This is a genomic window from Klebsiella sp. C239 (assembly GCF_048822715.1).
GTDB lineage: Bacteria > Pseudomonadota > Gammaproteobacteria > Enterobacterales > Enterobacteriaceae > Klebsiella > Klebsiella quasipneumoniae.
This window is the reverse complement of record NZ_JBMEZK010000002.1, coordinates 580746-605195: the sequence shown is the minus strand read 5'-3', so window position 1 is coordinate 605195 and position 24450 is coordinate 580746. Positions and strand designations below refer to the sequence as shown.

Here is a 24450-nt window from a genome sequence, read left to right as displayed (position 1 = left end):
TCACCCTATTTTATTGCGTTGCGCAAAGTCATAAAGCTCAAGCAGGGAGCTGCAGCCTAATTTATCCATCAGACGGACCTTATAGGTGCTGACCGTCTTATTGCTGATATTCATTTTGCTGCCGATGGTGGTGTAGTCGACGCCGCTGAGGATATAGCGGAAGACTTTCATCTCCTGCGTTGACAGCGTATCCAGCCGGTCCTGATCGGTGATGCCGTGGGTGCAGAAGCGCTCCAGTGAAAAGGGGAAATAGCTGTAGCCATTATTGGCCGCCTCGATCGCGGCGAGGATATTATTCATTCCCTCTTTTTTACTCACAAAACCATTGGCCCCGCAGTCGGCGCTGCGTTTGCCGTAGAACCGTTCATTTTTGGCGGAAATGACGATAATTTTTCCCTGGTAGCGGCGTTTGCGCAGCTGCTCAAGAACGTCGATGCCGCTGAGCTCCGGAATATCGACGTCAACGATCAGCAGGTCAGGCTGCATCGTTTCGGCGGCCTGCACCGCATGAGCGCCGCTGTCGAGCTCTGCCGCGACGGTAATACTGTTGGTATCGAGTAGGTTGCGAATGGCGATACGTGCCAATGGATGATCGTCAATGATTATCGCATTCATGGGGGCGTAAATCCTGATATGAAAAAGAAGGGCGATGTCTGGTGCAGGTGCGGCGGGGGTTATTTTTATCGATGCCGTAATAAGGCGCAATTGTAACACAAATCGTTTTCGCCCGGGGAAGATATTCTGGGCGAACCCTCGCTGAATATATTTGCATATCTGGATGACAGCTGTAGGAACAGGCGTTCGCTTACTTCAGCGCTGTCTGGTATTAAAAAAAATGCAAACGATTAATCTGCTCTTTTTAAGGTGAGTTGCCGGGAATATCGTCCGGTGACAACTGGCAGGTAAAATAATAACAATGGCAAAAGTGAAGCTCGCCCTTTGGCAAAAATGGGTTTGGAAACGTCTAATGGCAGGAATAATACTCTTGGCAATGAGTAGCGCCGCGGTGGGAAAGGACGCCTCGCCCGCTGAGGCGCGGACGCGCGATATGATGCGCTGTCAGGATTATCTGCAGATGGATCCGCGCACCTGGACGCCGATGGTGATCTGGCTGATGAACGATCCTTTTTCCCTGCAGCCGCCGGAGTGGACCGACTTCCATGAAGCCGAGCTGGTGCTGACGCCGATCCTCACCGAAATCTGCCGTCAGGAGCCAGATGCCTGGCTGACTTCGCTGCGTGAACGGCTCAATTCCTACCAGCAGGTGCGGTCGCTAAATTAAGCGACCGCGATAAAGCGGCAGAAAAAGTGACTAAATGTGCAGTTAGCAGCCCATTCCTGCGCCGGGGATCGGCAGCGGTCCGCTTTTTGCGACAGGGCGTCGCAGGCCTTGCTCGCTGGCGTCGGGTTGGCGCCGGCGCAGATGGCATCCAGAGGCGCTGTCATCTGCGCGCTTTCACATTTATTTCCCGGCGGCAGAAAAATTCAGCGTTAATCCAACGCCGACCTCGTTAATTTTGATAAAACGCGCCAGGCTAACCTTCGCCGCAAGATCGGTACAATGGCATGGATAGACGGAGCCCGGTGACAATGCTTTAAGGTAATCCCCTGTCTGTGTGAGGCGATCTTCATCAGCATTTTGCAAATGGAACCCGCCAATGACCGAAACAATGTGATGTTCTCCGGTAACCTGTTTCGCATATTCAATAATGTTAGCTATTCCCGCGTGAGAACAGCCTGTGACTACCACCAGTCCATCTTCTGTCTTTATTGCCAGCGCAGAATCATCCATAACGTAATCATCAGTCATTTCGCCTTTCTCATCCACCGTTTGGCCTACCGGTGTCAGCATCTCGAATTTATTGTCCCTTGGTATTTGACCAAGGAAGATGATGTTTTCAGTGAGTGGATAAGGTTTTTGGCTGCAAATTTTGTTGAAGAAGAGATCATTTTTATCGAATCTGTAGTTTATCCCTATAGATTTTTCATCAAAATACTTTGGGCTTAATGCATCTGGATGGCAGATTAAGTTTATCTTTTTCTCGGGAGTGAAGTTGAGTCGATCATAATATTGGGTTAAATGATTGAGGCCCCAGGTATGATCGTTATGGCCATGGGATAACACGATACTATCGATACTGGTCAAATCTATTTTCAACATTTGCGCATTTTGCAGGAAAACATCTGAATATCCCGTATCGAAAAGGATTTTTTGACCATCATACTCAATCAGATAAGACACACCAGGTTCACCGATAAGGTACCTGTCAATGAATGTATTATTATCAACCAGAACCGTTAATTGCATCAATAAATCCTCGATGTGGCGCCAACAATATAAAAAACGACATCTTTCTATTCTGGACTGGTGTTATGCCACAGTCATTGCGGATAAGCAATTCACCAACATTTGTCATGCATGCCAGGGCTGACCAGATGCCGCCGGGAAAAAGGATGAGCTTAACTAAAAAATTTGCATCGTGCCGTTTCTCGCTTGCGTTAGCCATGTATGCAATCGCGGCCATGCTCATCGCAAGGGAGATGGTAGTTATGCAATCGCTGTTTTTTATCCCTGACAACACAACCGGTCTATGGGGATACCGATATCGCGCCACGCCCTGATGGTCGACCAATCGAACGCTACCGTAAAGTCGGGCCGTTCGACATGAACGATCCTGAGGGCAGCAGGGATAGGAATGCGCAGTTGCCCGCATCGCTGACCTGACTTGAGAAACGTCGTATCCAGTAGAATTGCTAATATTGATATATCTTATTTCTATTTGTTATTAATGAATCATTGACAGTATTTAGCTGAACTGATTCAGCTAATGGCTCACAGGATAATATTTTGTAAAAATTATGTGATTAAAATTTAAAGGTTTGTAGTCAGCGCTAAAGATAGAAAGATCGTCTGGATTTTATCCGCTACCTTGAAGGGATTAATAAATCTGCGTTATAAATTAACCGCACTATTTAGAATGAAATGGAAATATCTGAATGAACAATTCAGAGAAATAGTGAAATAAATCTTATTATACTGGTAGCTTCAGGACAGGGTATGTTTATGAAGAATGGAATTATTCTATCAATCGCCGACCGTATCAAAGATGCGCTTCCCATACCAACAGACGAATTCAGGAAAAGGCTTGAAGAGGACTGTTATGTAATATGGAAACTGCCACACTTTGGTGCACAAGAAATCACTCAAACCCCCGTCGTTCCCTCTTATGCTGATTATGTCGAGTCAAAAAATGCAGCGTTACATGGCGCTTATCTTTCTGCACATTTTCAGGCCGGCCTATGGCCCGTCGTCTATCAGGGCGAAAATAACGGACATCTTATAAGGCATGTCTGCCCGATGCTCCAGGCAGAAGAGAAAATAAGTTCTCAGGGGGCTAAGTATGACTTTTACCCGCATGTCGATAATCCCGATCTGTACATTACCGGCGAGACGCCGTCTAACCGACTTGGCGGCTGTCCTGACACTCTGAGTTTGTTGTGTCTCAGGAAAGAGGAAGGCGTTCACACCAGTCTGTTAAAACTGGATCAGATTCTGAAGAGACTTTCTGATAAGGATATCGCTATTCTTGCCAGCCCCGCCTTCAGGATTAAACGGCCAGCCAGCTTTACAGAGGGATCCAGTATTGAGAAGGTGCCGATTATTGTGAGCGACAACGGTGTCTGGTATTCACGATTTGACTGGCACAATACTCAAGGTATGACTCTCGAAGCCGAAGCCGCGCTGGAAAAAATGCGATTTATCACCCTGGAACATGACCTGTGGTTCAATGTTCCGCTGGAGCCAGGCTATGCAGTGACTTTTTTAAACCAAAGAACAATGCATACCAGAAATGCTTTTGAACCTCGTTTTGATGGCACGGACAGGTGGTTATTGCGGGTTTTTGCTATGAAACACAGACCAACTGATACGCAGCTTGTCGATTCTTCACTTTGTCTCCACCACCTGCGCACACTATAACGGAACAAAAAATGTCAGATTTAGTTAATCACTCAATGTTCATTGAGGGAAGCGTTATTGCTCATTACCTTATTCTCGGGGTGATCCTGCTGGTTATTGCATCATTTATCGCGGGCTATATTGATGCGATTGCGGGCGGTGCTGGACTCGTGTTAATTCCAGCCTTTATCCTGACAGGGCTACCACCTCAGCTTGCGCTGGGACAGGAAAAACTGGTCAGTACTATAGGCACCATCGCTGCCATTAAGAACTTTGTTAAAAATAAGTCTGTTATCTGGCGCGTTATCCCTGCGGGATTAATTTCTGCCCTGGCGGGAGCCTATGTGGGCGCGAAGGTGATATTACTTTTGCCTGTGGAGACCTTATCGATCGTCATTGTGGTGCTATTACCCGTTGGTTTACTCGCAGCAACGATTAAGGGAAAAATTAAAGAGTCCGCAGACGACTCTGCCAGGACTCACTTTCTGGCAATCTTTGTAGTGTGTTTTATCGTGGGTTTTTATGATGGTTTTTTTGGCCCTGGGACCGGTAGCCTTTTCATCATTGCATTAACGGTTATTAATAAGTTTGGACTGCTGCAGGCATCCGCGACCAGCAAAATCTTTAATTTTGCATCCAATATAGGGGCGTTTGTTGCCTTTGCGATTGCCGGTAAGATGGCCTATTTAATCGGCATTCCGATGATTATTGCCAGCCTGGCTGGTAATCACATTGGAAGTCTGCATGCCATTAAAACCAATGGTGAAATTATCCGCAAAGTTCTCTTTGTCACCGTGGGTGCGATGATGGTGACGCTTTCAGTAAAATATTTTACAGGAGTGTGAAATGGCAATGGGCAATGAAAATATCGTCGTGCGGCTGGCGCAAGACTCTGACATTCCAGAGGTGAAACAACTGCTGGAGCGCTATCACGCAAAAAATCTTGCGGGAGAGCAACGGGCGAATGGATTTGTCACCACCGATATGACGGAGCAGCAGTTAAATGAACTGCGTTCAGCCGAAAGTGGTGTGGTGATTGCGGTTGATAGTACATGCGACAAGGTCATTGGCCTGTTGCTTGGTGGATCGTGGGAATTTCTCAGCCCCTGGCCCATGTTTAAATACATGGCAAGTATTCTCAATGAATATCACTACCAGGGAAAAAATCTGGATGCGGTTAGCTCATACCAGTATGGCCCCATCTGTGTCGCAGAAGAGTATCGTGGCCAGGGCGTAGGCGAGATGCTGCTTGAGTATCAACGCAAGGTGTTTGCACCGCGTTATCCCGTCATCGTTACCTTTGTCAATGTGCTGAACCCGCGCTCGTATGCATTTCATACCCGCAACCAGTTTGAGGACGTCGGTTTCTTTCACTTCAATGGCAATAAGTACCACATGATGGCGTTACCGACCTCCTGAGAGGTGGGCTGATACATTGCGGCAGACCCGGCGGGCGTCTTCGGCGCCTGCCGGCATAAGCGAAGGTCCGGGTTTGGCCGGTGGCTAACCGAATTCTGCTCTTTTCAGAGGCGTCTGGAAAAGGAAAAGGGCCTACGTTTTCACGTAAGCCCTTGATATCTGGTGGCCCCTGTTGGGTTTGAACCAACGACCAAGCGATTATGAGTCGCCTGCTCTAACCACTGAGCTAAGGGGCCGTGGCGAGGGATTATAAAGTAACTGACGGTTGCAATCCAGCGTAAAGCGCGCAGCTGCTGTTTTTATAAACAATGCATTTTCAATCCTTTATAATCATGTTTTAGCCATACAGCCGGAGAAAACATGATTAGCGATATCCTTGCGCCGGGCCTGCGCGTTGTCTTTTGCGGTATCAACCCGGGGAAGTCCTCCGCCCATACCGGCTTTCATTTTGCCCATCCTGGCAATCGCTTCTGGAAGGTCATCCATCAGGCCGGGTTTACCGACCGACAGCTCAGGCCGGAAGAGGAGCTGCAGCTGCTGGATACGCGCTGCGGCATCACCATGCTGGTTGAGCGTCCGACGGTGCAGGCCAGCGAGGTCGCCCTGCAGGAACTGCGCAGCGGCGGCCGTGAGCTGGTGAGGAAGATTGAGGAGTATCAGCCGCAGGCGCTGGCGGTGCTTGGCAAGCAGGCCTTCGAGCTGGCCTTTAACCAGCGCGGCGCGAAGTGGGGGAAACAGGCCATGAGCATCGGCACGACCCAGGTGTGGGTGCTGCCCAATCCCAGCGGCTTAAACCGGGCGACGCTCGACAAGCTGGTGGCGGCCTATCGTGAACTGGATGATGCCCTGGCGACCCGCGGCCAGTAGCGGAGAGGGGCGACTTTCCCCGAGCGACCAGCGAAACGCCATAAAAAAAGCTCCCCGCAGGGAGCTTTTTAATCGGCTGGCGACGATTAATCGTCGAGGAAGCTACGCAGCACTTCAGAACGGCTCGGGTGGCGCAATTTACGCAGCGCCTTCGCTTCGATCTGACGGATACGTTCGCGAGTCACGTCGAACTGTTTACCCACTTCTTCCAGCGTGTGGTCGGTGTTCATGTCGATACCGAAACGCATACGCAGGACTTTCGCTTCACGAGCGGTAAGGCCGGCCAGCACGTCGTGCGTTGCCGCGCGCAGGCTCTCGGTGGTCGCGGAATCCAGCGGCAGCTCGAGGGTGGTATCCTCGATGAAATCCCCCAGATGCGAATCTTCATCGTCGCCGATCGGCGTTTCCATGGAGATAGGCTCTTTGGCGATCTTCAGCACTTTACGGATCTTGTCTTCCGGCATCAGCATGCGCTCAGCCAGCTCTTCCGGGGTCGGTTCACGGCCCATCTCCTGCAGCATCTGGCGGGAGATACGGTTGAGCTTGTTGATGGTCTCAATCATATGCACCGGAATACGGATGGTGCGCGCCTGATCCGCGATGGAGCGGGTAATGGCCTGACGGATCCACCAGGTGGCGTAGGTCGAGAACTTATAGCCGCGACGGTATTCGAACTTATCAACCGCTTTCATCAGACCGATGTTGCCTTCCTGAATCAGGTCGAGGAACTGCAGACCGCGGTTGGTGTATTTCTTGGCGATCGAGATAACCAGACGCAGGTTCGCTTCCACCATCTCTTTCTTCGCCCGGCGGGCTTTCGCTTCACCGATGGACATGCGACGGTTGATATCCTTCACCTGCTCGATGGTCAGGCCGGTCTCTTCTTCGATCTGCTGCAGCTTCTGCAGGCCGCGCTGCACGTCTTCTTTCACTTCCAGCAGCTTCTCGGACCACGGCTTGTTCATCGCCACCGCGGCGTTGAACCAGGTTTCGCTGGTTTCGTTGCCGGTGAACAGAGTGATGAAGTTTTTCTTCGGCATTTTGCACTGCTCAACGCACAGCTTCATGATGATACGTTCCTGAGTACGAACGCGATCCATCATGCTGCGCATGCTGTTGACCAGGTAATCGAACTGCTTCGGCACCAGGCGGAACTGCTTGAAGACTTCAGACAGCTTCAGGATCTCTTCCTGGGCGGCGGCATGGCTACGACCTTTGGCTTTGATGGTGTCGCGCGTCAGCTCGTACTGGGTACGCAGCTCGGCGAACTTCTCACGGGCCAGCTCAGGGTCGATGCTGTTGTCGTCATCGCTGTTGTCGTCGGCGTCTTCATCTTCGTCTTCGTCTTCGTCGTCATCCATCTCTTCCTGAGACAGCTCGGAGCCAACGTGGGTGGCGGTCGGCGCCATATCTTCTTCGGCGTTCGGATCGACGAAACCGGTGATCAGATCGGACAGACGGGCTTCTTCCGCTTCAACGCGGTCGTACTGCTCAAGCAGGTAGGTGATCGCTTCCGGGTATTCGGCAACGGAGCACTGCACCTGGTTGATGCCGTCTTCGATGCGTTTGGCGATGTCGATTTCGCCTTCACGGGTCAGCAGCTCTACGGTACCCATTTCACGCATGTACATGCGCACCGGGTCGGTCGTGCGCCCGATTTCGGATTCCACGCTGGAGAGCACCTGCGCGGCGGCTTCGGCAGCATCTTCATCCGCGGTGTTTTCGGCAAGCATCAGATCATCGGCATCCGGTGCTTCTTCCATCACCTGAATGCCCATGTCGTTGATCATTTGGATGATGTCTTCGATCTGATCGGAATCGACGATATCTTCCGGCAGATGGTCATTGACCTCGGCATAGGTCAGATAGCCTTGCTCCTTACCACGTTGGACAAGAAGCTTCAGCTGTGACTGCGGGTTTTGCTCCATAAGACGGTATCCACACTTAATTCGTTTGATTGGTGTCGGCAGGCGGGCTGTCGACATTTAAAGCGAGGGCGTACTTATATTATTGCCGCTGCGCCTCTGCGCGGCTGTCGGGGGCTTCCCGATCGATACTCGGCACTTAAGCCGTTAAATACGGTGTCCTTCACGTTGCTCTGCGTTCTGCTGCTGCATCAATGCAACGTGAATGACTGAGTCTGTCATTTATTTCTTCGCCAGCTCCTGGCTGATGGTCCAGAGCTCCCGGCGTTCCTCACTGCTTAAACCGTGTGTGCGATCGCGAGCTATCAACTCTTCCTGTCGCAGTTCCAGCAGTGAATCAAACATATGGTTGAGCGAGTCGGTGAAGGTTTGTTCAGCGATATCTTTATCTGCTATATCGTCCCACATCGACAGTTTTTCAAGGGTTGCGGCCTCTTTTGTGCCGCGATATTGCTCTAAAAGTTGCCCGGTTGTCAGACCAGGCTGCGCCAGACAGCTTTTCACCAGCTCGCCGAACAGGCTCAGCCCCGGCATTTTGCGCGAGTCCAGCCCTTCCAGCGGTGGGACTAACGGCGCCAGATCCGGGTTTTGCACCAGCAGTCCTATCAGTATACGCATGGTCGTGCGTTTTAGCTGTGGTGCGGGGCGCGGCGCGCCATTTTCCGCCTGTTTTGGCATTAAACGTTCAAGCTGGGCGTCATCTAAAATGCCCAGCTTGTTGCCCAGCTCCTGACGCAAATAGATGCGCAGGGTTTCGCCCGGCACCTGGGTTATCAGCGGCAGCGCCAGCGTGCTCAGCTGCGCGCGCCCGTCCGGCGTGCTGAGGTCGACCTGCGGCAGCAGGCTGTTAAACAAGAACGTGGAGAGCGGCTGAGCCTGCTCCATCCGCGCCTCGAACGCCGCTTTGCCCTCTTTACGCACCAGCGTATCCGGGTCTTCGCCGTCAGGCAGAAACATAAAGCGCAGCTGGCGACCATCGGTCATGTACGGCAGCGCCGTCTCCAGCGCGCGCCAGGCGGCATCGCGGCCGGCCCGGTCGCCGTCGTAGCAGCAGATGACGTTATTGGTCACCCGGAACAGCAGCTGGATATGGTCGGCCGTGGTCGAGGTACCCAGCGAGGCGACAGCATAGTTGATGTCGTACTGCGCCAGCGCCACGACGTCCATATAGCCTTCGACAACCAGCAACCGCGGTGGTTCGGGGTTGTCCTGCTGCGCTTCATACAGGCCATACAGCTGACGGCCTTTATGGAATATGTCGGTTTCCGGGGAGTTGAGATACTTCGGCAGGGCATCGCCCAGCACCCGTCCGCCAAACCCAATCACCCGGCCTCGCTTATCGCGGATGGGAAACATTACCCGTTCGCGGAAGCGGTCGTAACTGCGTCCCTGATCGTTGGTGACCAGCATGCCGGCATCAATAAGCGACTGGCGGTTTTCCTGATTGCCGCCAAAACGTTTTAAAACGTTATCCCAACCTGGGGGAGCATAGCCGATGGCAAAGCGCGTAATCACCTCGCTGCTTAACCCCCGTTTTGCCAGGTACTGGCGCGCAGGGTCGGCGGCGGGCTGCATCAGAGACTGTTGATAAAACGTATTCAGACCATCCAGTAACTGGTAGAGGTTCTGCCGTTGATGGCGCTCTATCTGGCTGGGTCCGTTGCCTGCTTCATAAGGCACTTCGAGGTTGTGCATGGCGGCCAGCTCTTCGACCGTTTCCACGAACTCGAGCTTGTCGTAGTTCATCAGGAAATCGATAGCATTGCCGTGCGCCCCGCAGCCGAAGCAGTGGTAAAACTGTTTTTCACCGTTGACGGTGAAAGAGGGGGTTTTTTCGTTATGGAACGGACAGCACGCGTGAAAATTTTTGCCCTGCTTTTTCAGCTTTACCCGCGCATCGATCAGATCGACGATGTCGGTTCTGGCAAGCAAATCGCTAATAAATACACGTGGAATTCGTCCAGCCATAAGCCCCGTTATTTCTGATGACTATAAACGAAAATAAGCCGCGCATTCCTTTCGGAAGCACGGCCTTACAACTACAACTCGGTCTGAATTGAGAGCGTCGCTCTCAACAGATTAGTACAGACGAGTACGGCGTGCGTTTTCGCGAGCCAGTTTCTTCGCGTGACGTTTCACTGCAGAAGCTTTAGCGCGCTTACGTTCGGTAGTCGGTTTTTCATAGAACTCACGACGACGAACTTCCGCCAGAACACCTGCTTTTTCGCAGGAACGCTTGAAGCGACGCAGAGCTACGTCGAACGGCTCGTTTTCACGTACTTTAATTACCGGCATGTGCCTCTCACCTTTGATTAATTCGGTTTGCCGCTGGCCGCAATGCCAGCTTATTTCAAAATGGTGCGGAATTTTACTGCAACTACTGCTGCTTTGTAAAGCACCGGCGCCTTTTTTGAAAGGGACTTTTATAAGGGTGAGGAGTATACACGAAGAGAGCACCAGGGGTGAGCAAAGTTTTACATCGCCGGTCATTGGACCTACACTGCGCGGTATTGAAGCGAGGTAAAACAACTCATGCGTGTACTGGGCATTGAAACATCCTGCGATGAAACCGGCATCGCGATTTATGACGACCAGCAAGGTCTGTTAGCCAACCAACTGTATAGTCAGGTGAAACTGCATGCGGACTACGGCGGCGTGGTGCCGGAGCTGGCATCGCGCGACCACGTGCGCAAAACGGTGCCGCTTATCCAGGCGGCGCTGAAAGAGGCCGGTCTGACGGCGAAAGATATCGATGCCGTCGCCTATACGGCGGGTCCTGGCCTGGTGGGGGCGCTGCTGGTCGGCGCCACCGTGGGCCGGTCGCTGGCCTTCGCCTGGAACGTGCCGGCGATTCCGGTACACCATATGGAAGGGCACCTGCTGGCGCCGATGCTGGAAGATAACCCGCCAGCGTTCCCGTTCGTCGCGCTGCTGGTCTCCGGCGGTCATACTCAGCTGATCAGCGTCACCGGCATCGGCCAGTACGAGCTGCTGGGCGAGTCGATTGACGATGCGGCGGGCGAAGCCTTTGATAAAACCGCGAAACTGCTGGGGCTGGATTATCCCGGCGGGCCGATGCTGTCGAAAATGGCGTCCCAGGGTACTGAAGGCCGCTTCGTCTTCCCGCGTCCGATGACCGACCGTCCGGGGCTGGACTTCAGCTTCTCCGGTCTGAAAACCTTCGCCGCCAATACCATTCGCAGCAACGGCGACGATGAGCAAACCCGCGCCGACATCGCCCGCGCGTTTGAGGATGCGGTCGTCGATACGCTAATGATTAAATGTCGCCGCGCGCTGGAGCAAACCGGCTTTAAGCGTCTGGTGATGGCGGGAGGCGTGAGCGCCAACCGCACCCTGCGGGCGAAGCTGGCGGAGATGATGCAAAAACGCGGCGGCGAGGTGTTCTACGCCCGCCCTGAGTTCTGTACCGATAACGGCGCGATGATCGCCTACGCCGGCATGGTGCGTCTGCAAACCGGCGCCAAAGCCGAGCTCGGCGTGACGGTCCGCCCGCGCTGGCCGCTGGCCGAGCTGCCTGCCGCCTAAAGCGTCCTGACACAGGCCGACGTCACGTCGGCCTGCCTTCCTGACTACTCCATACTTTTACACAGCGAGCAGATGGCGCCCTGATGCTTATGCGAGTGCATCACGTCCGGGCGCTCGTACTCTTCCTCACAGCTAACGCATTGATATACGGTGGTCGAGGCGTTCCCCGCCGCGTCATAGCGCGGTTCGGCGATCCCGTCATCTCTCTGCTTAATGTAGTAGCGCCCGCGGGTGAGGATCCCCATCAGCGGGGTCATGACAAAGGCGACGACCAGCGCAATCAGCGGCGAGAAGGGCGCCAGCGTCGCCCCCAGCAGGCCGAAGAAGGCGCAGATCGACAGCCCGGCGGCCAGGCCAAAGGAGACTACGCCCACCGGGTTCACGTTGTAGATCATGCCGCGACGATACTCCGGCTGCGCCGGCGCCAGCTTGAGCAAGCCTTTATTAAAGGTGATGTCGGTCGCCACCACCACGACCCAGGCGATGGCGAAGTTGGAGTAAAAGCCGAGGATCCACGACAGGGCGCTGAACATATCGCCTTCCATCAGCGCCAGGGCAATCGCCAGGTTGACCACCACAAAAATAATCCGCCCCGGATAGCGTTTGGTGGTGCGGGTCCAGGCGCTGGTCCACGCCAGCGAGCCGGAATAGGCATTGGTGACGTTAATTTTGATCTGCGAGATCACCACCAGCACCACCGCCAGCGTCAGAGCCAGCCAGCCGGGCACCAGGTTATCGAAGACGCTGACGAACTGCTGCACCGGTTCGGTATTGTGTACCGCCGGGAAACGGGTCAACAGATAGAAGCCGAGGAAAGCGCCGATAATCTGTTTGATCGCGCCTAGCACCACCCAGCCCGGGCCGGCGGAAAAGACCGCCAGCCACCAGGCTTTACGGTTCTCAGCGGTTTTAGGCGGCATAAAGCGCAGGTAATCAATTTGCTCGCCAATCTGCATGATCAGCGACAGGCATACCCCGGCGCCGAGCATGATGGCGGTGATATCCACCGTCGACGCGCTGTTTTTACCGGCGAAATGCAGGAAGCCGTCCACCAGCTGCGGATCTTTGACAATCAGCCACACCACCGGCACCACCATCAGCACCAGCCACAGCGGAGTGGTCCACACCTGCAGGCGGGTCAGGGCTTTCATGCCATAGACCACCAGCGGGAGCACCATCAGGGTGGCGATCAGATACCCCATCCACAGTGGGATCCCGAGGCCCACCAGCAGCCCCTGGGCCATGATCGAGCCTTCGAGGGCGAAGAAGATAAAGGTGAAGCCGGCAAAAATAATGCTGGTGATCACCGAGCCGAAATAGCCGAAGCCGGCGCTGCGGGTGATCAGGTCAAGGTCAATGTTGTAGCGCGCGGCGGTGATCGCCAACGGAATGCCGGTGAGGAAGATCACCAGCGCCGCCACCAGGATCGAATAGATGGCGTTGCTGGTGCCCCAGGCCATACCGATGCTGGCGCCGATGGAAAAGTCCGCCAGATAGGCGATGCCGCCCAGCGCCGTGACCGCGACGACGCCCGGTCCCCAGCGGCGGAAGCTCAGCGGGGCGTAACGTAAGGTGTAATCTTCTAAGGTTTCCCGGGAGCCGGAAGTCCGCGCGGTCGCGGGTAATTCAGGGTTGAGATCCAGTGATGACATAGTCATTCCTTAATGGTTAGGCATGACTTGAATTAGCAAACCTTATGCCATATTGCAGGGCAGGCGTGGCGGGGAGGGTGGTGCAGGGTGACAGAAGAGAGGGCATGAGCTGCACCATCCGGACGCGCTTGCGCCCGGCTGGTGCAAAAGGCCTATTTGCCGAGCATGCCTTTGTCTTCGAGGAAGGCAATAATGGTGCTCAGGCCGTCGCCACGCTTCAGGTTGGTGAAGGTCCATGGGCGATCGCCGCGCATACGCTGGGTATCGCTCGCCATCACCTCCAGTGAAGCGCCCACATAGGGGGCAAGGTCGGTTTTATTGATCACCAGAAAATCGGATTTGGTGATCCCCGGCCCGCCTTTGCGCGGGATCTTCTCCCCTTCGGCCACGTCGATAACATAGATGGTCAGATCCGCCAGCTCCGGGCTGAAGGTGGCGCTCAGGTTATCGCCGCCGCTTTCCACGAAGATAAGGTCGAGGTTACCGAACTTTTCACTCAGCGCTTCCACCGCGGCGAGGTTCATCGAGGCATCTTCACGGATCGCCGTGTGCGGGCAGCCGCCGGTTTCCACCCCGACAATGCGTTCAGGCGCCAGCGCGCCCGCTTCAGTGAGGATGCGCTGATCTTCTTTGGTGTAGATGTCGTTGGTGACCACCGCCAGCTGCCAGGTATCGCGCATCGCTTTGCACAGCGCTTCCAGCAGGGCGGTTTTACCGGAGCCGACCGGGCCGCCAACGCCGACGCGCAGCGGGTGTTTATAAGAATTCATGGCTTCTCCTAGGAACGGAATAATCGGGAGTATTGGGTTTCATGCCGGGCAGAGGCGATGGCGGCGAGCGGCGTGGCCGATCCGATATCGCCGTCCGGCGCGGCCAGCGCGCGGGGCATCGCCGCCGCGTAGTGGTCGCAAAGACGTAAAATCAGCTGTTGAGCGGCCTGCTGGCCGAAGGGCACCAGCTTAACGCCGGCCATCACGGCGCTCTCAATCCAGCTGTAGCCCAGGCTTAGGGCCATCTCGGGCAGCGAGATGCGCCAGCGCACGCCGAGCCAGGCCATCCCGGCGAGCTGGCTTTGCTGGCACAGCGTGCGCCACGGCGGTGGACAGTCCGGCTGCCAGTCGCCAAGCAGGCGGGCAAACGCCGCGCCGCGGTTGCGCTCTTCCTCCCGCAGTTCACGGGTCTCCCGGCAGGCCAGCAGATAAGCCGTCCAGCGCCGGGCCGCGGCGATATCGCCTTGTTCGCAGGCGCGGTACAGGCGGGCGAACAGCGGCAGGTCGACGGTAAAAAAGCCTTCCGTCATCTGCCGTCGCTGCCAGTGCTCGAAGGCCGCGACGTCCGGCACCCATCCGGCTTCCACAGCCCACTCCAGCCCCTGGGACCAGCTGTAACCCCCTACCGGCAGGTTGCTGCTGGCCAGCTGCATCAGCCGCAGACGTTGTTCCGCTGTCGACATGCTAGTGGCTGTGAGCGTGGTGGTCATGATGAGCATGATGATGACCGTGGCTTTCGCTGGCGTAAGCGCCGGCTTCCGGCTCGAACGGCAGCTGGCCAAAGGTCACCGTCAGGCCGAACTGGCGCAGCATATCGTCCAGCACGTGATCGTGATGGTAGCGCAGCTCGCCCGGCATAATCTGCAGCGGTACGTGACGATTGCCGAGGTGGTAGCAGGCCTTCGCCAGCATAAACGGATCGTCGCAGCGCACCACCGACACTCCTTCATCAGCGGCAATCACCTGCACAAATTCGGTGCCGTCTTCGTTGCTGAGCACATCGCCGCCGCGCAGCAGCAGCCCGCGGGGCAGCAGCAGGCCAGCTTCCCGGCCATCGTTGAGGGTGACTTTTACCCGGCTTTTGACGCGAACATCAATCGGCAGCGTAACGCTGGCGGTCGCGGCGGCGGGGGTCTCCAGACGTTGAGTTAAATAAAGCATCCGCTCTCCTTAAAACAGAAAATAACGTTGCGCCATCGGCAGAACCTCTGCCGGCTCGCTGGTGATGAGTTCGCCATCCACCCGCACCTCATAAGTCTGCGCGTCGACGGTGATGTTAGGCTGCAGGCTGTTGTGCACCATGTCGGCTTTCTGCACCGTACGGCAGCCTTTCACCACGGCGATCGCGCTGCGCAGGTTCAGCCGCTCGGCTACGCCGTTGTCCGCCGCCGCCTGCGACAGGAAGGTGAGGCGGCAGTGATGGCGGGCGCTGCCCAGCGCGCCAAACATCGGACGGTAGTGCACCGGCTGCGGGGTTGGAATAGAGGCATTGATATCGCCCATCGGCGCGATGGCGATCATGCCGCCTTTGATCACGGTGGCCGGTTTCACGCCGAAGAAGGCAGGCGACCAGACCACAAGGTCCGCCAGCTTACCCACCTCAATGGAGCCGACTTCGTGTGCGATGCCGTGGGTCAGCGCCGGGTTGATGGTGTATTTGGCGATGTAGCGCTTCACGCGAAAGTTGTCGTTATCCCCGGTCTCCTCCGCCAGCGCTCCGCGCTGCACCTTCATGCGGTGCGCCACCTGCCAGGTGCGGAGAACCACTTCCCCGACGCGGCCCATGGCCTGCGAATCCGAGGAGGTGAGCGAGAAGGCGCCAAGGTCGTGCAGCACGTCTTCCGCAGCGATGGTTTCCCGGCGAATGCGCGACTCGGCAAAGGCCACGTCCTCGGCGATGTCCGGGTCCAGATGGTGGCAGACCATCAGCATATCGAGATGTTCATCGATGGTGTTAAGGGTGTAGGGCAGCGTTGGGTTGGTGGAGGACGGCAAAATGTTCGGGTGGGCGCAGGCGGTGATGATATCCGGCGCATGGCCGCCGCCGGCCCCTTCGGTATGGAAGGTGTGAATGGTGCGCCCGCCGATGGCGGCGAGGGTATCTTCCACAAAACCGGACTCATTGAGCGTGTCGCTGTGCAGCGCGACCTGAATATCCATCTCATCGGCGACGGTTAACGCGCAGTCGATCGCCGCCGGGGTGGCGCCCCAGTCCTCATGGATCTTCAGGCCAATAACGCCCGCCGCCACCTGCTCGCGCAGAGCGTCCGGCTGAGAAACGTTGCCCTTGCCCAGCAGGCCGATATTGACCGGCAGGCTGTCGGCCGCCTGCAGCATGCGTGAGATATACCATGGCCCCGGGGTGCAGGTGGTGGCATGGGTACCCGCCGCCGGGCCGGTGCCGCCGCCGACCATGGTGGTCACGCCGGAGACCAGCGCCTCTTCCGCCTGCTGCGGACAGATCCAGTGAATATGGGTATCGATCCCGCCGGCGGTGACGATTTTTCCTTCGGCGGCAATGACTTCCGTCGCGGCGCCGATGGGGATGGTGACGTTGGGCTGAATGTCGGGGTTGCCGGCTTTGCCGATGGCGAAGATCCGACCGTCCTTCACACCGATATCGGCCTTAACGATCCCCCAGTGATCGACGATCAGCGCATTGGTGAGCACCAGGTCGACACAGTCGGCGGCCAGCATCTGTCCCTGACCCATCCCGTCGCGGATCACTTTGCCGCCGCCGAATTTGACCTCTTCCCCGTAGGTGGTCAAATCGTCCTCCACCTCTATCCACAGCTCGGTATCGGCCAGGCGCACCTTGTCGCCAATGGTGGGGCCGAACATGTCGGCATAGGCCTGGCGTGAAATATTACTCATCGTTTGCCTCCAGAGGGCCCATGACCTCGCCGCGGAAGCCGAAAACGGCGCGGTGACCGGCGAAGGCCACCAGCTCAACCTCGCGTTTCTGGCCAGGTTCAAAGCGTACCGCCGTGCCGGCCGGGATATTCAGGCGATAGCCGGTGGCCTGCTGACGGTTGAACTTCAGCGCCGGGTTGACCTCGGCGAAATGGTAGTGCGAACCGACCTGAATCGGCCGATCGCCGTGGTTTTCAACGACCACGCGACAGGTCGCCCGGCCGGTGTTGAGGGCTATCTGGCCGGGCTTAACGTGATATTCACCGGGGATCATGGCGCTACCTCAGATAATCGGGTTGTGAACGGTGACCAGCTTCGAGCCGTCCGGGAAGGTGGCTTCGACCTGGATATCCGGGATCATTTCCGGGACGCCCTCCATCACCTGCTCGCGGGTCAGGACGTGACGGCCTTCCTCCATCAGCGAGGCCACGCTTTTGCCGTCGCGGGCGCCTTCCATAATAAAGGCGCTGATCAGGGCCACGGACTCCGGATAGTTGAGCTTCAGTCCGCGGGCCAGGCGGCGTTCCGCCACCAGCGCGGCGGTAAACAGCAACAGCTTGTCTTTTTCTCGGGGGGTCAGTTCCATAACGTTCTCTTAAGTCAGCCAGATTCGGGGAAGTACGGGGGATTTGCCGGTGAGATGAGGGCGCAGAAACTGCCAGACGTCGCGCATCACCTGCTGGCAAACCAGATTATCGTCACTGAGGAAGCGCACCGTCAGCAGGCGGTCGGTCAGGCTGGCGCCGGCGTAGAGGCCGAGCGGCGCCAGCGCGTCGCGCACCCCGTCGAGCAGGGCATCGGTTGCCGGATAGCACAGCAGCGTGCCGACCCAGGGGCGTCCGGCGACGCTGGACAGCTCTCCCTCCTGCAGGTGCAGGCGCTCGACCAGCAGCGGCTCATCGTCCACCCATACCTCCAGCCGGTTGCTGAGGGTGCCGTGGCTGAAGGTTTCGCCAATCACCGGGCGGCCAAGGCAGAGCAGATCCCAGGCCAGCAGCGTGCTGGAGGCACAAAGGTGAAAGGTGGTGGACAGCCGGGCGTTCGCCCCGGGAAAGAAGATGGCATCCTGCGGGAGCCACTCCAGGGTCGCCTGCGGGGCGAGGGTCAACTGCTGGCGCAAAAGCGCTTGCGCGCCGCTGCTGCGGTAAAACTTGCTGGCGCCAGGCATGGTTATCAGGGTATGGCAGCCGGGATCAAGGTGGGCGCTAATCGTCAGCTCATCACCGCCGACGATGCCGCCGGGGGGATGAAGCAGATAGAGATGACAGGTCTCTTCTTCCGGGTAAAACGGGCGCTGGACGGTCAGCGGGCCGACGTGTTGGGCGCTGGCGAGAACGGTCTTGCCGCCGGCCTGCTGAAAGCGCAGATCCAGCGTGGCCTGCCAGCCTTTTTTGAGTGGTGGTAACACGGTGCCGTGCAATGTTGCGCCCCTGCAAAATCAAGATAAAACAGCAGCAATGAGTATTGATCGGCGGGAGATTATCCCGGTCATACGAAACGCTTATGTCATTTGTTACCCGGAGCGTCGCATCGGGCGCGAGGGGAAAGCGGCATAACCGCTCCGGATTATTCACCCGGATAATCATTGCCGTCAATATCCTGAACCGTTGCCTGGCCGCGGCGGAAAAGGCGTCAGCGCGGGTCACGCCGCGCCGCCGGTCGCTGGCGCGATTTTTGCTGTGGGTCGCCGCTAACGCATTGTTACAAAAGGGGGATGTGGCGATGATCGCCAATCATGATGACGTAAGGCGAAAGAGCGGGTGAGACCGCTAAATAGAATCGGGGATCCCGCCGGCTGGCGTGGCCGGGAGGGGAGATTACTTCTCTTCTGGCGTTTTTTTCTTCTTCACCCGCGTCCAGATTTTGCTCTCCTGGCGGCGCCACAGACGCTGAATGTTGTCGTGATGGCGCAGCAGGATCAGGCAGGAGAGCATCGACACCGGGAAGGTGTACTGCGGTTTGAACCACCAGACGTAGAACGGAGCGATCAGCGCGCTGACGATAGCGCCAAGGGAAGAGTAACCGCTGAGCAGGATGGTCAGCAGCCAGGTCCCGGCCATCACGCCGGTCAGGTCGAGGCCGATGGGGGCGATAGCGCCGAAGGCCGTGGCGACGCCTTTACCGCCGCGGAAATGAAAGAAGACTGGCCAGATGTGGCCCACGCAGGCGGCAATCGCCACTAAACCCAGCCAGAACGGCGTCAGGCCCAGCGCCCAGGCGCCCCATACCGGCAGCATGCCCTTCAGCACATCAAAAATAAGTACCGCTACGGCCGCCCCTTTTCCGCCGATTCGTAGTACGTTAGTGGCCCCGGGGTTGCCTGAGCCGCTGTCGCGTGGGTCGGGCAGGCCAGCAAGGCGACATACCAGAATGGCGCTGGAAATGGAGCCGCAGAGGTAGGCGAGGAGTACCAGTCCAGGCGCGATTGCACTCATAACGCTGTTCCGTTTTGAAAATGTCGTTGTATTCTCTGCATCTGTGGATAATACGCATAATTCGCCGGAAGTGGTATCCGGTTTAGCTAAAAAGCAGGCAGGGCGTGATGGATATTGTATTTATAGAGCAACTTTCGGTAATCACCACCATTGGTGTTTATGACTGGGAACAAACCATTGAACAGAAGCTGGTGTTCGATATCGAAATTGCATGGGATAACCGCAAGGCGGCCGCCAGCGATGATGTCAGCGATTGCCTTAGCTATGCTGATATTAGCGAGCGCGTCATCGCGCATGTTGAGGGGGGAAAATTCGCGTTAGTGGAGCGGGTGGCGGAAGAGGTGGCCGACCTGCTGCTGGAGACATTCCAGTCGCCATGGGTGCGCATTAAAGTCAGCAAACCTGGCGCCGTGGCTCGCGCGGCAAACGTCGGGGTGATTATTGAACGTGGCCTTAATCTGAAACAAAACTTTTCAGGTCATACTTGTTAAACAAATTGCGTTTATACCGGTCATAGCATCCGGTCATCAGGCAATTTTACTGGCGATCTCCTACCAGAACGGCAGGTGAATCCTTGTGTACGCCGTGTACGCTGCGGATTGCGCGCCCTCTGGCAGCCGGGTTATGCCTGTTGAACGATACCGTGTTCCTGGTTTTTTTCATTTTACTTTTTTAAAGGGTTTAATTGGATGAGCGATATACACTCGCTGCTGGTGGCGGCAATATTGGGTGTGGTTGAGGGGTTAACAGAATTTTTACCTGTTTCCAGTACCGGTCATATGATTATTGTTGGTCACCTGCTGGGGTTTGAAGGTGATACGGCAAATACCTTTGAAGTGGTTATTCAGCTAGGCTCGATACTCGCCGTGGTGGTGATGTTCTGGCGTCGCCTGTTCGGCCTGATCGGCATCCATTTCGGCAAGCCGCCGGCGCATGAAGGCAAGGGCAGCGGTCGCTTATCGCTTATCCATATCCTTCTCGGTATGATCCCCGCGGTGGTGATGGGGCTTATTTTCCACGACACCATTAAGTCCTTGTTTAACCCGGTAAATGTGATGTACGCCCTGATTGTCGGCGGTGTGCTGTTAATTGCGGCGGAAGTGCTGAAGCCGAAACAGCCGCGCGCGGTCGGGATTGACGATATGACCTATCGTCAGGCATTCGTTATCGGCTGCTTCCAGTGCCTGGCGCTGTGGCCGGGTTTCTCCCGCTCAGGGGCGACCATCTCCGGCGGCATGCTGATGGGCGTCAGCCGCTACGCGGCGTCGGAGTTCTCATTCCTGCTGGCGGTACCGATGATGATGGGCGCCACGGTGCTGGACGTCTACAAGAGCATCGGCTTCCTCAACATGGGCGATGTTCCGATGTTTGCCGTCGGCTTCGTGATGGCGTTTATCGTGGCGCTGATTGCGATTAAAACCTTCCTGCAACTGATCAAACGGATCTCGTTCATTCCGTTCGCTATCTACCGCTTTATCGTCGCGGCAGCGGTTTACGTGGTCTTTTTCTAAGGCCTGCGCCCTCAGCCTTGCGGCTGGGGGCAACGCTGTTCCTTCCACTGCGCCACCGCCGCAATTCTCCGCCGCGTCAGCTCCTCGCGAATTTCCGCCCCTTTAAAGCCCGCCGCTACCACCTCTTTGGTGGAGACCGACTGCGCCACTTCCCAGGCTTCCAGCAGCAGGCGCCCCTGCGGATAATCGCTGGCCTCAAAGCCGGTGCGCCCGCGGACGTCGGCTTCGCTGGTGAGGGCGATCTGTTGCACGCGCTGCGGTTTACGCCAGGCGTCAATGTTGTCGAAGAGTTTAACGAGGGTTTTTGGCTGCAGGATCGGCAGGGTGTGGATCAGATCATGGTACTCCGCCACCAGTTTCGCGAGATCGCGGATATCGTTCGGCACCCGCAGACGCGCGCAGAGCTGCTCCACCAGCTTGACTCCCGCCGGGCCATGGCCGTGGTGACGCGGCCAGAGCGCTTTCGGCGTCAGCCCTTTGCCGAGGTCATGGCACAGGGTGGCGAAGCGCACCTCGACGTCCGGCGATAGCATCGCGGCCATCGTGACGGTCATCAGGGTGTGCAGGCCGGTATCGATTTCCGGGTGCCATTTGGCCGGGGCCGGCACGCCGTACAGGGCGTCAATCTCCGGGAACAGCACCTTGAGGGCCTGGCAGTCGCGCAGCGTCTGGAAAAAGACCTGCGGGTTGCGGGTGGTCAACGCGCTTTCCGTCTCTTTCCACACCCGCTCCGGCGTTAAATGGGCCAGTTCGCCGGCCTCAACCATGGCGGCCATCAGGGTCTGGGTCTCTTCGGCGATGCGAAAACCGAGATGGGCATAGCGGGCGGCAAAGCGCGCCACGCGCAGCACGCGCAGCGGGTCTTCGCTAAAGGCGGGAGAGACATGGCGCAGCAGGCGCTGGCGGAGATCGTTTTGTCCGCCGTAGGGGTCGATAATCGTGCCGTCGGCATCCTGGGCGAGGGCGTTGACCGTCAGGTCGCGGCGCAGCAGATCCGCTTCAAGAGTGACGTCCGGGGCGGCATAGCAGGTAAAACCGGTATATCCTGCGCCGGATTTGCGCTCGGTGCGGGCCAGGGCATACTCTTCCCGGCTTTGCGGATGAAGGAACACGGGAAAGTCGCGGCCTACCTGCTGATAGCCCGCGTCAAGCATCTGTTGCGGGGTGGCGCCCACCACCACCCAGTCTCGGTCTTTGACCGGCAGTCCTAACAGCGCGTCGCGCACCGCACCACCGACCAGATAACTCTTCACGCCTGATTCTCCCGTATCTGTTTTTCGCAAGATGATACGTAAGTCTGGCAGAGAAGACGAATTAGTTCATCCACCGGTCTTTACGTTTGCGGCTTGGCACCAGATGCGGCAGCACCAGACCCAGCAGCAAACCGACGCCCAGCACGCCGCCGCCGTACATAAACCACTGCATGATAATGGTGCGCTGTTTATCATCAAGCTGCAGATTCGCCGCATTCACCTTCTTCTGCGCGACAACCAGCTCGTTTTTCAACTTTTGGTTCTCGTCTTTCAACGCGTTGATCACGCTGTCGCTGCCGGCGACTTTCTTCTGCATATCCGCCGTGCGCTGGTTCCAGGTGGCGTCGATATTATTCAGCTTATCGGTCAGCGTTTTGACCTGGTTTTCCAGATCCGGGACGCGGGTGCGCAGGCTGGGCTCGTTGCTCAGCTCTTTCAGCGGGATCCAGGCGGTACGCCCATTCGCGTCGCGGATCTGCGCGTAACTGGTGCTGTCGTTGGTTTGCAGCACCGACACTTCTTCCCCGGCGTTGATGGTGCCGACCAGACGATAATTATCGCCCGGGCCGCTGCGAACCCAGGTGTTCAGCTCATCGGAAACGTAGCGCTTTTCTTCTGCGTGAACCGCCGTGGCGGCGCTAAGCGCGAGCAAAGTAAAAGTAATCAGGCGTAATTTTGGCATCAGGTCATCGTTTGGTCATAAAAAGTGGAACGATAGTAGAGGCATCGCCAGAGCGACGCAAAGTTTTCCACCACAATCGGAATCATCCAGGAGGTGGCCCGGCAAAAAGCGCGTTGCATGGCGATTCGCCGCAAAATACTATCTACTGACAAAAAATATCGTCGTAAGTTCGCCGCAATTTGTCGGCGCAGCACAGAAGCGGAAGAATTCAGTCATGGCTCAAGAAATCGAACTTAAGTTTATCGTCGCTCAGGATGGGGTAGAGACGCTGCGCGAGCAGCTCAATGCGCTCGAGGCGAAACATACGCCCGCGGGCCAGTTGCTGAACATTTACTATGAAACCGCCGATAACTGGCTGCGTCGTCACGACATGGGGCTGCGCATTCGCGGCGACCAGGGGCGTTATGAGATGACGCTGAAAATCGCCGGTCGGGTGGTGGGCGGCCTGCACCAGCGACCGGAATACAATATTCCACTGGATAAACCGGAGCTGGCGCTTGAGCGCCTGCCGGCGGAGGTCTGGCCGCAAGGGGAACTTCCAGCCGCGCTGGCGGAGCATGTGCAACCGCTGTTCAGCACCGACTTTGCCCGTGAACGCTGGGTGATCCAGGAAGGAAAGAGTGAAATTGAGATTGCCCTCGATCGCGGCGAAGTGAAGGCGGGCGAGCATCAGGAGCCGATCTGCGAGCTGGAGCTGGAGCTGCTCGCCGGGGAGACCGCCGATCTGCTGCGTCTCGCGCAGCGTTTGCTGGAGAGCGGCGTCCTGCGTCAGGGGAGCCTGAGCAAAGCCGCGCGCGGGTATCATCTGGCGCAAGGCAACGACGAGCGCCCGGTAACCCGGCTGGCGGTGCTGCCGGTGGCGGCGAAGGCCAGCGTGGAGCAGGGGCTGGAGGCGGCGCTGGAGAGCGCCCTGGCGCACTGGCTGTATCACGATGAGGTCTGGCTGCGCGGCAACGCGAAAGCCAAAGCGGAAATCCTGCTGGCGATAGCCCGCGTGCGCCATGCGCTGGTGCTGTTCGGCGGCATCGTGCCGCGGAAGGCGACCACCCACCTCCGCGCGTTGCTGAACGACGCCGAAGCGGCGCTGCTGGCCGCGGACACCGCCGATGAGACGTTATTCCGCACCGAGGTCGTCGCCGCCAAACTGGCGCTGACCGAATGGCTGGTCCAGCGCGGCTGGCGTCCGTTCCTCAACGAGGCGGGAGAGAAAAAAATAGCCGGATCGTTCAAACGGTTTGCCGATATTCACCTTTCCCGGGCGGCGGCTGAGCTGCGCGGCGCCGTGCAGCACCTGGCGGTGGAGGATGCCGCCGACCAGCTGCCGAAGCTGGCGCGCGACATCGACAGCGTCCAGTTGCTGGCGGGCGCCTATGGCGACGCCGTCGCGCCGTGGCTGGAGAACTGGCAGGAACTACAGCGTGCGATAGAGCATGACGACCGCAGCGTCTTTGAATATTTCCGTCGCCAGGCGCTGGCTGCCGAGCCGTTCTGGCTGCATAGTGGAAAACGATAATTACAG

At 57.1% G+C, this 24450-nt stretch carries 27 protein-coding genes, 1 tRNA gene and 1 pseudogene; 10 read left to right on the top strand and 19 right to left on the bottom strand.

All coding sequences use genetic code 11. The features are described from left to right. Nucleotides 1-615, bottom strand: a complete 615-nt coding sequence (gene evgA / locus ACOI6Z_RS08140; RefSeq protein WP_420687175.1) for an acid-sensing system DNA-binding response regulator EvgA — start codon at nt 613-615, stop codon at nt 1-3. Nucleotides 616-916: 301 nt separating this feature from the next. On the opposite strand from evgA, the gene ACOI6Z_RS08135 reads away from it, so the two are divergent. Further along, nucleotides 917-1282, top strand: a complete 366-nt coding sequence (locus tag ACOI6Z_RS08135; RefSeq protein WP_165455249.1) for an HdeA/HdeB family chaperone — start codon at nt 917-919, stop codon at nt 1280-1282. Here the strand turns inward: ACOI6Z_RS08135 and ACOI6Z_RS08130 are convergent. Together ACOI6Z_RS08130 and ACOI6Z_RS08125 are read right to left on the bottom strand one after the other, a co-directional pair. Further along, on the bottom strand, nt 1279-1446 hold the full coding sequence (locus tag ACOI6Z_RS08130) for a hypothetical protein (RefSeq protein WP_156835173.1): 168 nt from the start codon (nt 1444-1446) through the stop codon (nt 1279-1281). The genes ACOI6Z_RS08135 and ACOI6Z_RS08130 overlap by 4 nt on opposite strands. Nucleotides 1447-1462: 16 nt before the next feature. Beyond that, the gene (locus ACOI6Z_RS08125) at nt 1463-2308 is read right to left on the bottom strand and encodes an MBL fold metallo-hydrolase (RefSeq protein WP_102005898.1); all 846 of its coding nucleotides are present in this window, start codon (nt 2306-2308) and stop codon (nt 1463-1465) included. Between the two features lie 750 nt (nt 2309-3058). On the opposite strand from ACOI6Z_RS08125, the gene ACOI6Z_RS08120 reads away from it, so the two are divergent. Genes ACOI6Z_RS08120 through ACOI6Z_RS08110 form a run of 3 tightly spaced genes read left to right on the top strand, consistent with a single transcriptional unit; the run spans nt 3059 to nt 5377 of the window. Continuing rightward, the gene (locus ACOI6Z_RS08120; RefSeq protein WP_130952680.1) at nt 3059-3979 is read left to right on the top strand and encodes a TauD/TfdA family dioxygenase; all 921 of its coding nucleotides are present in this window, start codon (nt 3059-3061) and stop codon (nt 3977-3979) included. An 11-nt stretch (nt 3980-3990) separates the two neighbouring features. Continuing rightward, nucleotides 3991-4803, top strand: a complete 813-nt coding sequence (locus tag ACOI6Z_RS08115; RefSeq protein ID WP_224359670.1) for a sulfite exporter TauE/SafE family protein — start codon at nt 3991-3993, stop codon at nt 4801-4803. 1 nt (nt 4804) lies between these two features. Beyond that, on the top strand, nt 4805-5377 hold the full coding sequence (locus ACOI6Z_RS08110) for a GNAT family N-acetyltransferase (protein WP_064155335.1): 573 nt from the start codon (nt 4805-4807) through the stop codon (nt 5375-5377). A 160-nt stretch (nt 5378-5537) separates the two neighbouring features. On the opposite strand, the gene ACOI6Z_RS08105 is transcribed toward ACOI6Z_RS08110, so the two are convergent. Next, a tRNA-Ile gene (locus tag ACOI6Z_RS08105) sits at nt 5538-5613 on the bottom strand. Between the two features lie 124 nt (nt 5614-5737). On the opposite strand from ACOI6Z_RS08105, the gene mug reads away from it, so the two are divergent. Next, nucleotides 5738-6244 (top strand): G/U mismatch-specific DNA glycosylase, encoded by a 507-nt coding sequence (gene mug / locus ACOI6Z_RS08100; RefSeq protein ID WP_032418352.1) that lies wholly within the window; start codon nt 5738-5740, stop codon nt 6242-6244. An 86-nt stretch (nt 6245-6330) separates the two neighbouring features. Here the strand turns inward: mug and rpoD are convergent, their stop codons facing one another. The 3 genes from rpoD to rpsU form a co-directional block, all read right to left on the bottom strand. Then, nucleotides 6331-8172, bottom strand: coding sequence for an RNA polymerase sigma factor RpoD (gene rpoD / locus ACOI6Z_RS08095; protein WP_004174339.1), 1842 nt, complete (start codon nt 8170-8172; stop codon nt 6331-6333). Between the two features lie 219 nt (nt 8173-8391). Further along, nucleotides 8392-10137 (bottom strand): DNA primase, encoded by a 1746-nt coding sequence (gene dnaG / locus ACOI6Z_RS08090; protein ID WP_017899733.1) that lies wholly within the window; start codon nt 10135-10137, stop codon nt 8392-8394. 111 nt (nt 10138-10248) lie between these two features. Beyond that, the gene (rpsU, locus tag ACOI6Z_RS08085) at nt 10249-10464 is read right to left on the bottom strand and encodes a 30S ribosomal protein S21 (RefSeq protein WP_001144069.1); all 216 of its coding nucleotides are present in this window, start codon (nt 10462-10464) and stop codon (nt 10249-10251) included. A gap of 237 nt (nt 10465-10701) precedes the next feature. On the opposite strand from rpsU, the gene tsaD reads away from it, so the two are divergent. Next, nucleotides 10702-11715 (top strand): tRNA (adenosine(37)-N6)-threonylcarbamoyltransferase complex transferase subunit TsaD, encoded by a 1014-nt coding sequence (tsaD, locus tag ACOI6Z_RS08080; RefSeq protein WP_002916879.1) that lies wholly within the window; start codon nt 10702-10704, stop codon nt 11713-11715. Between the two features lie 44 nt (nt 11716-11759). Here tsaD and ACOI6Z_RS08075 read toward each other — a convergent pair whose 3' ends face one another. From ACOI6Z_RS08075 to ACOI6Z_RS08040, 8 genes are all read right to left on the bottom strand, one after another. After that, entirely contained in the window at nt 11760-13367 is a 1608-nt protein-coding gene (locus ACOI6Z_RS08075; RefSeq protein ID WP_072413563.1) for a purine-cytosine permease family protein, read from the bottom strand. A 152-nt stretch (nt 13368-13519) separates the two neighbouring features. Beyond that, nucleotides 13520-14137, bottom strand: coding sequence for an urease accessory protein UreG (ureG, locus tag ACOI6Z_RS08070; protein ID WP_023291043.1), 618 nt, complete (start codon nt 14135-14137; stop codon nt 13520-13522). Between the two features lie 8 nt (nt 14138-14145). Then, nucleotides 14146-14820, bottom strand: coding sequence for an urease accessory protein UreF (locus ACOI6Z_RS08065; RefSeq protein ID WP_064157985.1), 675 nt, complete (start codon nt 14818-14820; stop codon nt 14146-14148). 1 nt (nt 14821) lies between these two features. Beyond that, nucleotides 14822-15298 carry an urease accessory protein UreE gene (gene ureE, locus ACOI6Z_RS08060; RefSeq protein WP_017899736.1) on the bottom strand — a complete coding sequence of 159 codons (477 nt, stop codon included), beginning with the start codon at nt 15296-15298 and terminating at the stop codon, nt 14822-14824. A 9-nt stretch (nt 15299-15307) separates the two neighbouring features. Beyond that, a complete protein-coding gene (ureC, locus tag ACOI6Z_RS08055) occupies nt 15308-17011 on the bottom strand; it encodes an urease subunit alpha (protein ID WP_023291041.1) in 1704 nt (567 codons plus the stop codon). Then, nucleotides 17004-17324 carry an urease subunit beta gene (locus ACOI6Z_RS08050; protein ID WP_023291040.1) on the bottom strand — a complete coding sequence of 107 codons (321 nt, stop codon included), beginning with the start codon at nt 17322-17324 and terminating at the stop codon, nt 17004-17006. Before ACOI6Z_RS08050 ends, ureC begins: the two co-directional genes overlap by 8 nt. Before the next feature lie 9 nt (nt 17325-17333). Further along, the gene (locus tag ACOI6Z_RS08045; RefSeq protein ID WP_002916871.1) at nt 17334-17636 is read right to left on the bottom strand and encodes an urease subunit gamma; all 303 of its coding nucleotides are present in this window, start codon (nt 17634-17636) and stop codon (nt 17334-17336) included. Between the two features lie 9 nt (nt 17637-17645). Beyond that, nucleotides 17646-18470: an urease accessory protein UreD gene (locus ACOI6Z_RS08040; RefSeq protein WP_032454085.1), complete on the bottom strand. Its 825-nt coding sequence runs from the start codon at nt 18468-18470 to the stop codon at nt 17646-17648. On the opposite strand from ACOI6Z_RS08040, the gene ACOI6Z_RS08035 reads away from it, so the two are divergent. Further along, nucleotides 18460-18606, top strand: a complete 147-nt coding sequence (locus tag ACOI6Z_RS08035) for a hypothetical protein (RefSeq protein WP_032428993.1) — start codon at nt 18460-18462, stop codon at nt 18604-18606. The two genes, ACOI6Z_RS08040 and ACOI6Z_RS08035, sit on opposite strands and share 11 nt — an antisense overlap. A gap of 10 nt (nt 18607-18616) precedes the next feature. Here the strand turns inward: ACOI6Z_RS08035 and ACOI6Z_RS08030 are convergent. Both ACOI6Z_RS08030 and plsY read right to left on the bottom strand, forming a co-directional pair. Continuing rightward, nucleotides 18617-18718 (bottom strand): annotated as a pseudogene (locus tag ACOI6Z_RS08030) (hypothetical protein); the annotation flags it as partial. A 149-nt stretch (nt 18719-18867) separates the two neighbouring features. After that, nucleotides 18868-19485 carry a glycerol-3-phosphate 1-O-acyltransferase PlsY gene (plsY, locus tag ACOI6Z_RS08025; RefSeq protein ID WP_004205257.1) on the bottom strand — a complete coding sequence of 206 codons (618 nt, stop codon included), beginning with the start codon at nt 19483-19485 and terminating at the stop codon, nt 18868-18870. A gap of 107 nt (nt 19486-19592) precedes the next feature. On the opposite strand from plsY, the gene folB reads away from it, so the two are divergent. Next, entirely contained in the window at nt 19593-19976 is a 384-nt protein-coding gene (gene folB, locus ACOI6Z_RS08020) for a bifunctional dihydroneopterin aldolase/7,8-dihydroneopterin epimerase (protein ID WP_004150923.1), read from the top strand. 198 nt (nt 19977-20174) lie between these two features. After that, nucleotides 20175-20996 carry an undecaprenyl-diphosphate phosphatase gene (gene bacA, locus ACOI6Z_RS08015; protein WP_023291038.1) on the top strand — a complete coding sequence of 274 codons (822 nt, stop codon included), beginning with the start codon at nt 20175-20177 and terminating at the stop codon, nt 20994-20996. An 11-nt stretch (nt 20997-21007) separates the two neighbouring features. On the opposite strand, the gene ACOI6Z_RS08010 is transcribed toward bacA, so the two are convergent. Together ACOI6Z_RS08010 and ACOI6Z_RS08005 are read right to left on the bottom strand one after the other, a co-directional pair. Continuing rightward, nucleotides 21008-22249, bottom strand: coding sequence for a multifunctional CCA addition/repair protein (locus ACOI6Z_RS08010; protein WP_064155331.1), 1242 nt, complete (start codon nt 22247-22249; stop codon nt 21008-21010). A gap of 61 nt (nt 22250-22310) precedes the next feature. Next, nucleotides 22311-22931 carry a TIGR04211 family SH3 domain-containing protein gene (locus tag ACOI6Z_RS08005; protein WP_023291036.1) on the bottom strand — a complete coding sequence of 207 codons (621 nt, stop codon included), beginning with the start codon at nt 22929-22931 and terminating at the stop codon, nt 22311-22313. A gap of 214 nt (nt 22932-23145) precedes the next feature. Here ACOI6Z_RS08005 and ACOI6Z_RS08000 point away from each other — a divergent pair, with 214 nt between their 5' ends. After that, on the top strand, nt 23146-24444 hold the full coding sequence (locus ACOI6Z_RS08000; RefSeq protein ID WP_044524736.1) for an inorganic triphosphatase: 1299 nt from the start codon (nt 23146-23148) through the stop codon (nt 24442-24444). Nucleotides 24445-24450: the final 6 nt, after the last annotated feature.

Bases quoted from the DNA above. Each gene is read 5' to 3' on its own strand.
- ACOI6Z_RS08135 (WP_165455249.1), top strand. From the start codon at position 917: ATGGCAAAAGTGAAGCTCGCCCTTTGGCAAAAATGGGTTTGGAAACGT.
- ACOI6Z_RS08005 (WP_023291036.1), bottom strand. From the start codon at position 22,931: ATGCCAAAATTACGCCTGATTACTTTTACTTTGCTCGCGCTTAGCGCC.
- ACOI6Z_RS08045 (WP_002916871.1), bottom strand. From the start codon at position 17,636: ATGGAACTGACCCCCCGAGAAAAAGACAAGCTGTTGCTGTTTACCGCC.
- mug (WP_032418352.1), top strand. From the start codon at position 5,738: ATGATTAGCGATATCCTTGCGCCGGGCCTGCGCGTTGTCTTTTGCGGT.
- ureC (WP_023291041.1), bottom strand. From the start codon at position 17,011: ATGAGTAATATTTCACGCCAGGCCTATGCCGACATGTTCGGCCCCACC.
- ACOI6Z_RS08065 (WP_064157985.1), bottom strand. From the start codon at position 14,820: ATGTCGACAGCGGAACAACGTCTGCGGCTGATGCAGCTGGCCAGCAGC.
- rpsU (WP_001144069.1), bottom strand. From the start codon at position 10,464: ATGCCGGTAATTAAAGTACGTGAAAACGAGCCGTTCGACGTAGCTCTG.
- evgA (WP_420687175.1), bottom strand. From the start codon at position 615: ATGAATGCGATAATCATTGACGATCATCCATTGGCACGTATCGCCATT.
- dnaG (WP_017899733.1), bottom strand. From the start codon at position 10,137: ATGGCTGGACGAATTCCACGTGTATTTATTAGCGATTTGCTTGCCAGA.
- ureE (WP_017899736.1), bottom strand. From the start codon at position 15,298: ATGCTTTATTTAACTCAACGTCTGGAGACCCCCGCCGCCGCGACCGCC.
- ureG (WP_023291043.1), bottom strand. From the start codon at position 14,137: ATGAATTCTTATAAACACCCGCTGCGCGTCGGCGTTGGCGGCCCGGTC.
- tsaD (WP_002916879.1), top strand. From the start codon at position 10,702: ATGCGTGTACTGGGCATTGAAACATCCTGCGATGAAACCGGCATCGCG.
- ACOI6Z_RS08050 (WP_023291040.1), bottom strand. From the start codon at position 17,324: ATGATCCCCGGTGAATATCACGTTAAGCCCGGCCAGATAGCCCTCAAC.
- ACOI6Z_RS08000 (WP_044524736.1), top strand. From the start codon at position 23,146: ATGGCTCAAGAAATCGAACTTAAGTTTATCGTCGCTCAGGATGGGGTA.
- plsY (WP_004205257.1), bottom strand. From the start codon at position 19,485: ATGAGTGCAATCGCGCCTGGACTGGTACTCCTCGCCTACCTCTGCGGC.
- ACOI6Z_RS08125 (WP_102005898.1), bottom strand. From the start codon at position 2,308: ATGCAATTAACGGTTCTGGTTGATAATAATACATTCATTGACAGGTAC.
- ACOI6Z_RS08115 (WP_224359670.1), top strand. From the start codon at position 3,991: ATGTCAGATTTAGTTAATCACTCAATGTTCATTGAGGGAAGCGTTATT.
- ACOI6Z_RS08120 (WP_130952680.1), top strand. From the start codon at position 3,059: ATGTTTATGAAGAATGGAATTATTCTATCAATCGCCGACCGTATCAAA.
- bacA (WP_023291038.1), top strand. From the start codon at position 20,175: ATGAGCGATATACACTCGCTGCTGGTGGCGGCAATATTGGGTGTGGTT.
- ACOI6Z_RS08130 (WP_156835173.1), bottom strand. From the start codon at position 1,446: ATGACAGCGCCTCTGGATGCCATCTGCGCCGGCGCCAACCCGACGCCA.
- ACOI6Z_RS08110 (WP_064155335.1), top strand. From the start codon at position 4,805: ATGGCAATGGGCAATGAAAATATCGTCGTGCGGCTGGCGCAAGACTCT.
- ACOI6Z_RS08075 (WP_072413563.1), bottom strand. From the start codon at position 13,367: ATGTCATCACTGGATCTCAACCCTGAATTACCCGCGACCGCGCGGACT.
- rpoD (WP_004174339.1), bottom strand. From the start codon at position 8,172: ATGGAGCAAAACCCGCAGTCACAGCTGAAGCTTCTTGTCCAACGTGGT.
- folB (WP_004150923.1), top strand. From the start codon at position 19,593: ATGGATATTGTATTTATAGAGCAACTTTCGGTAATCACCACCATTGGT.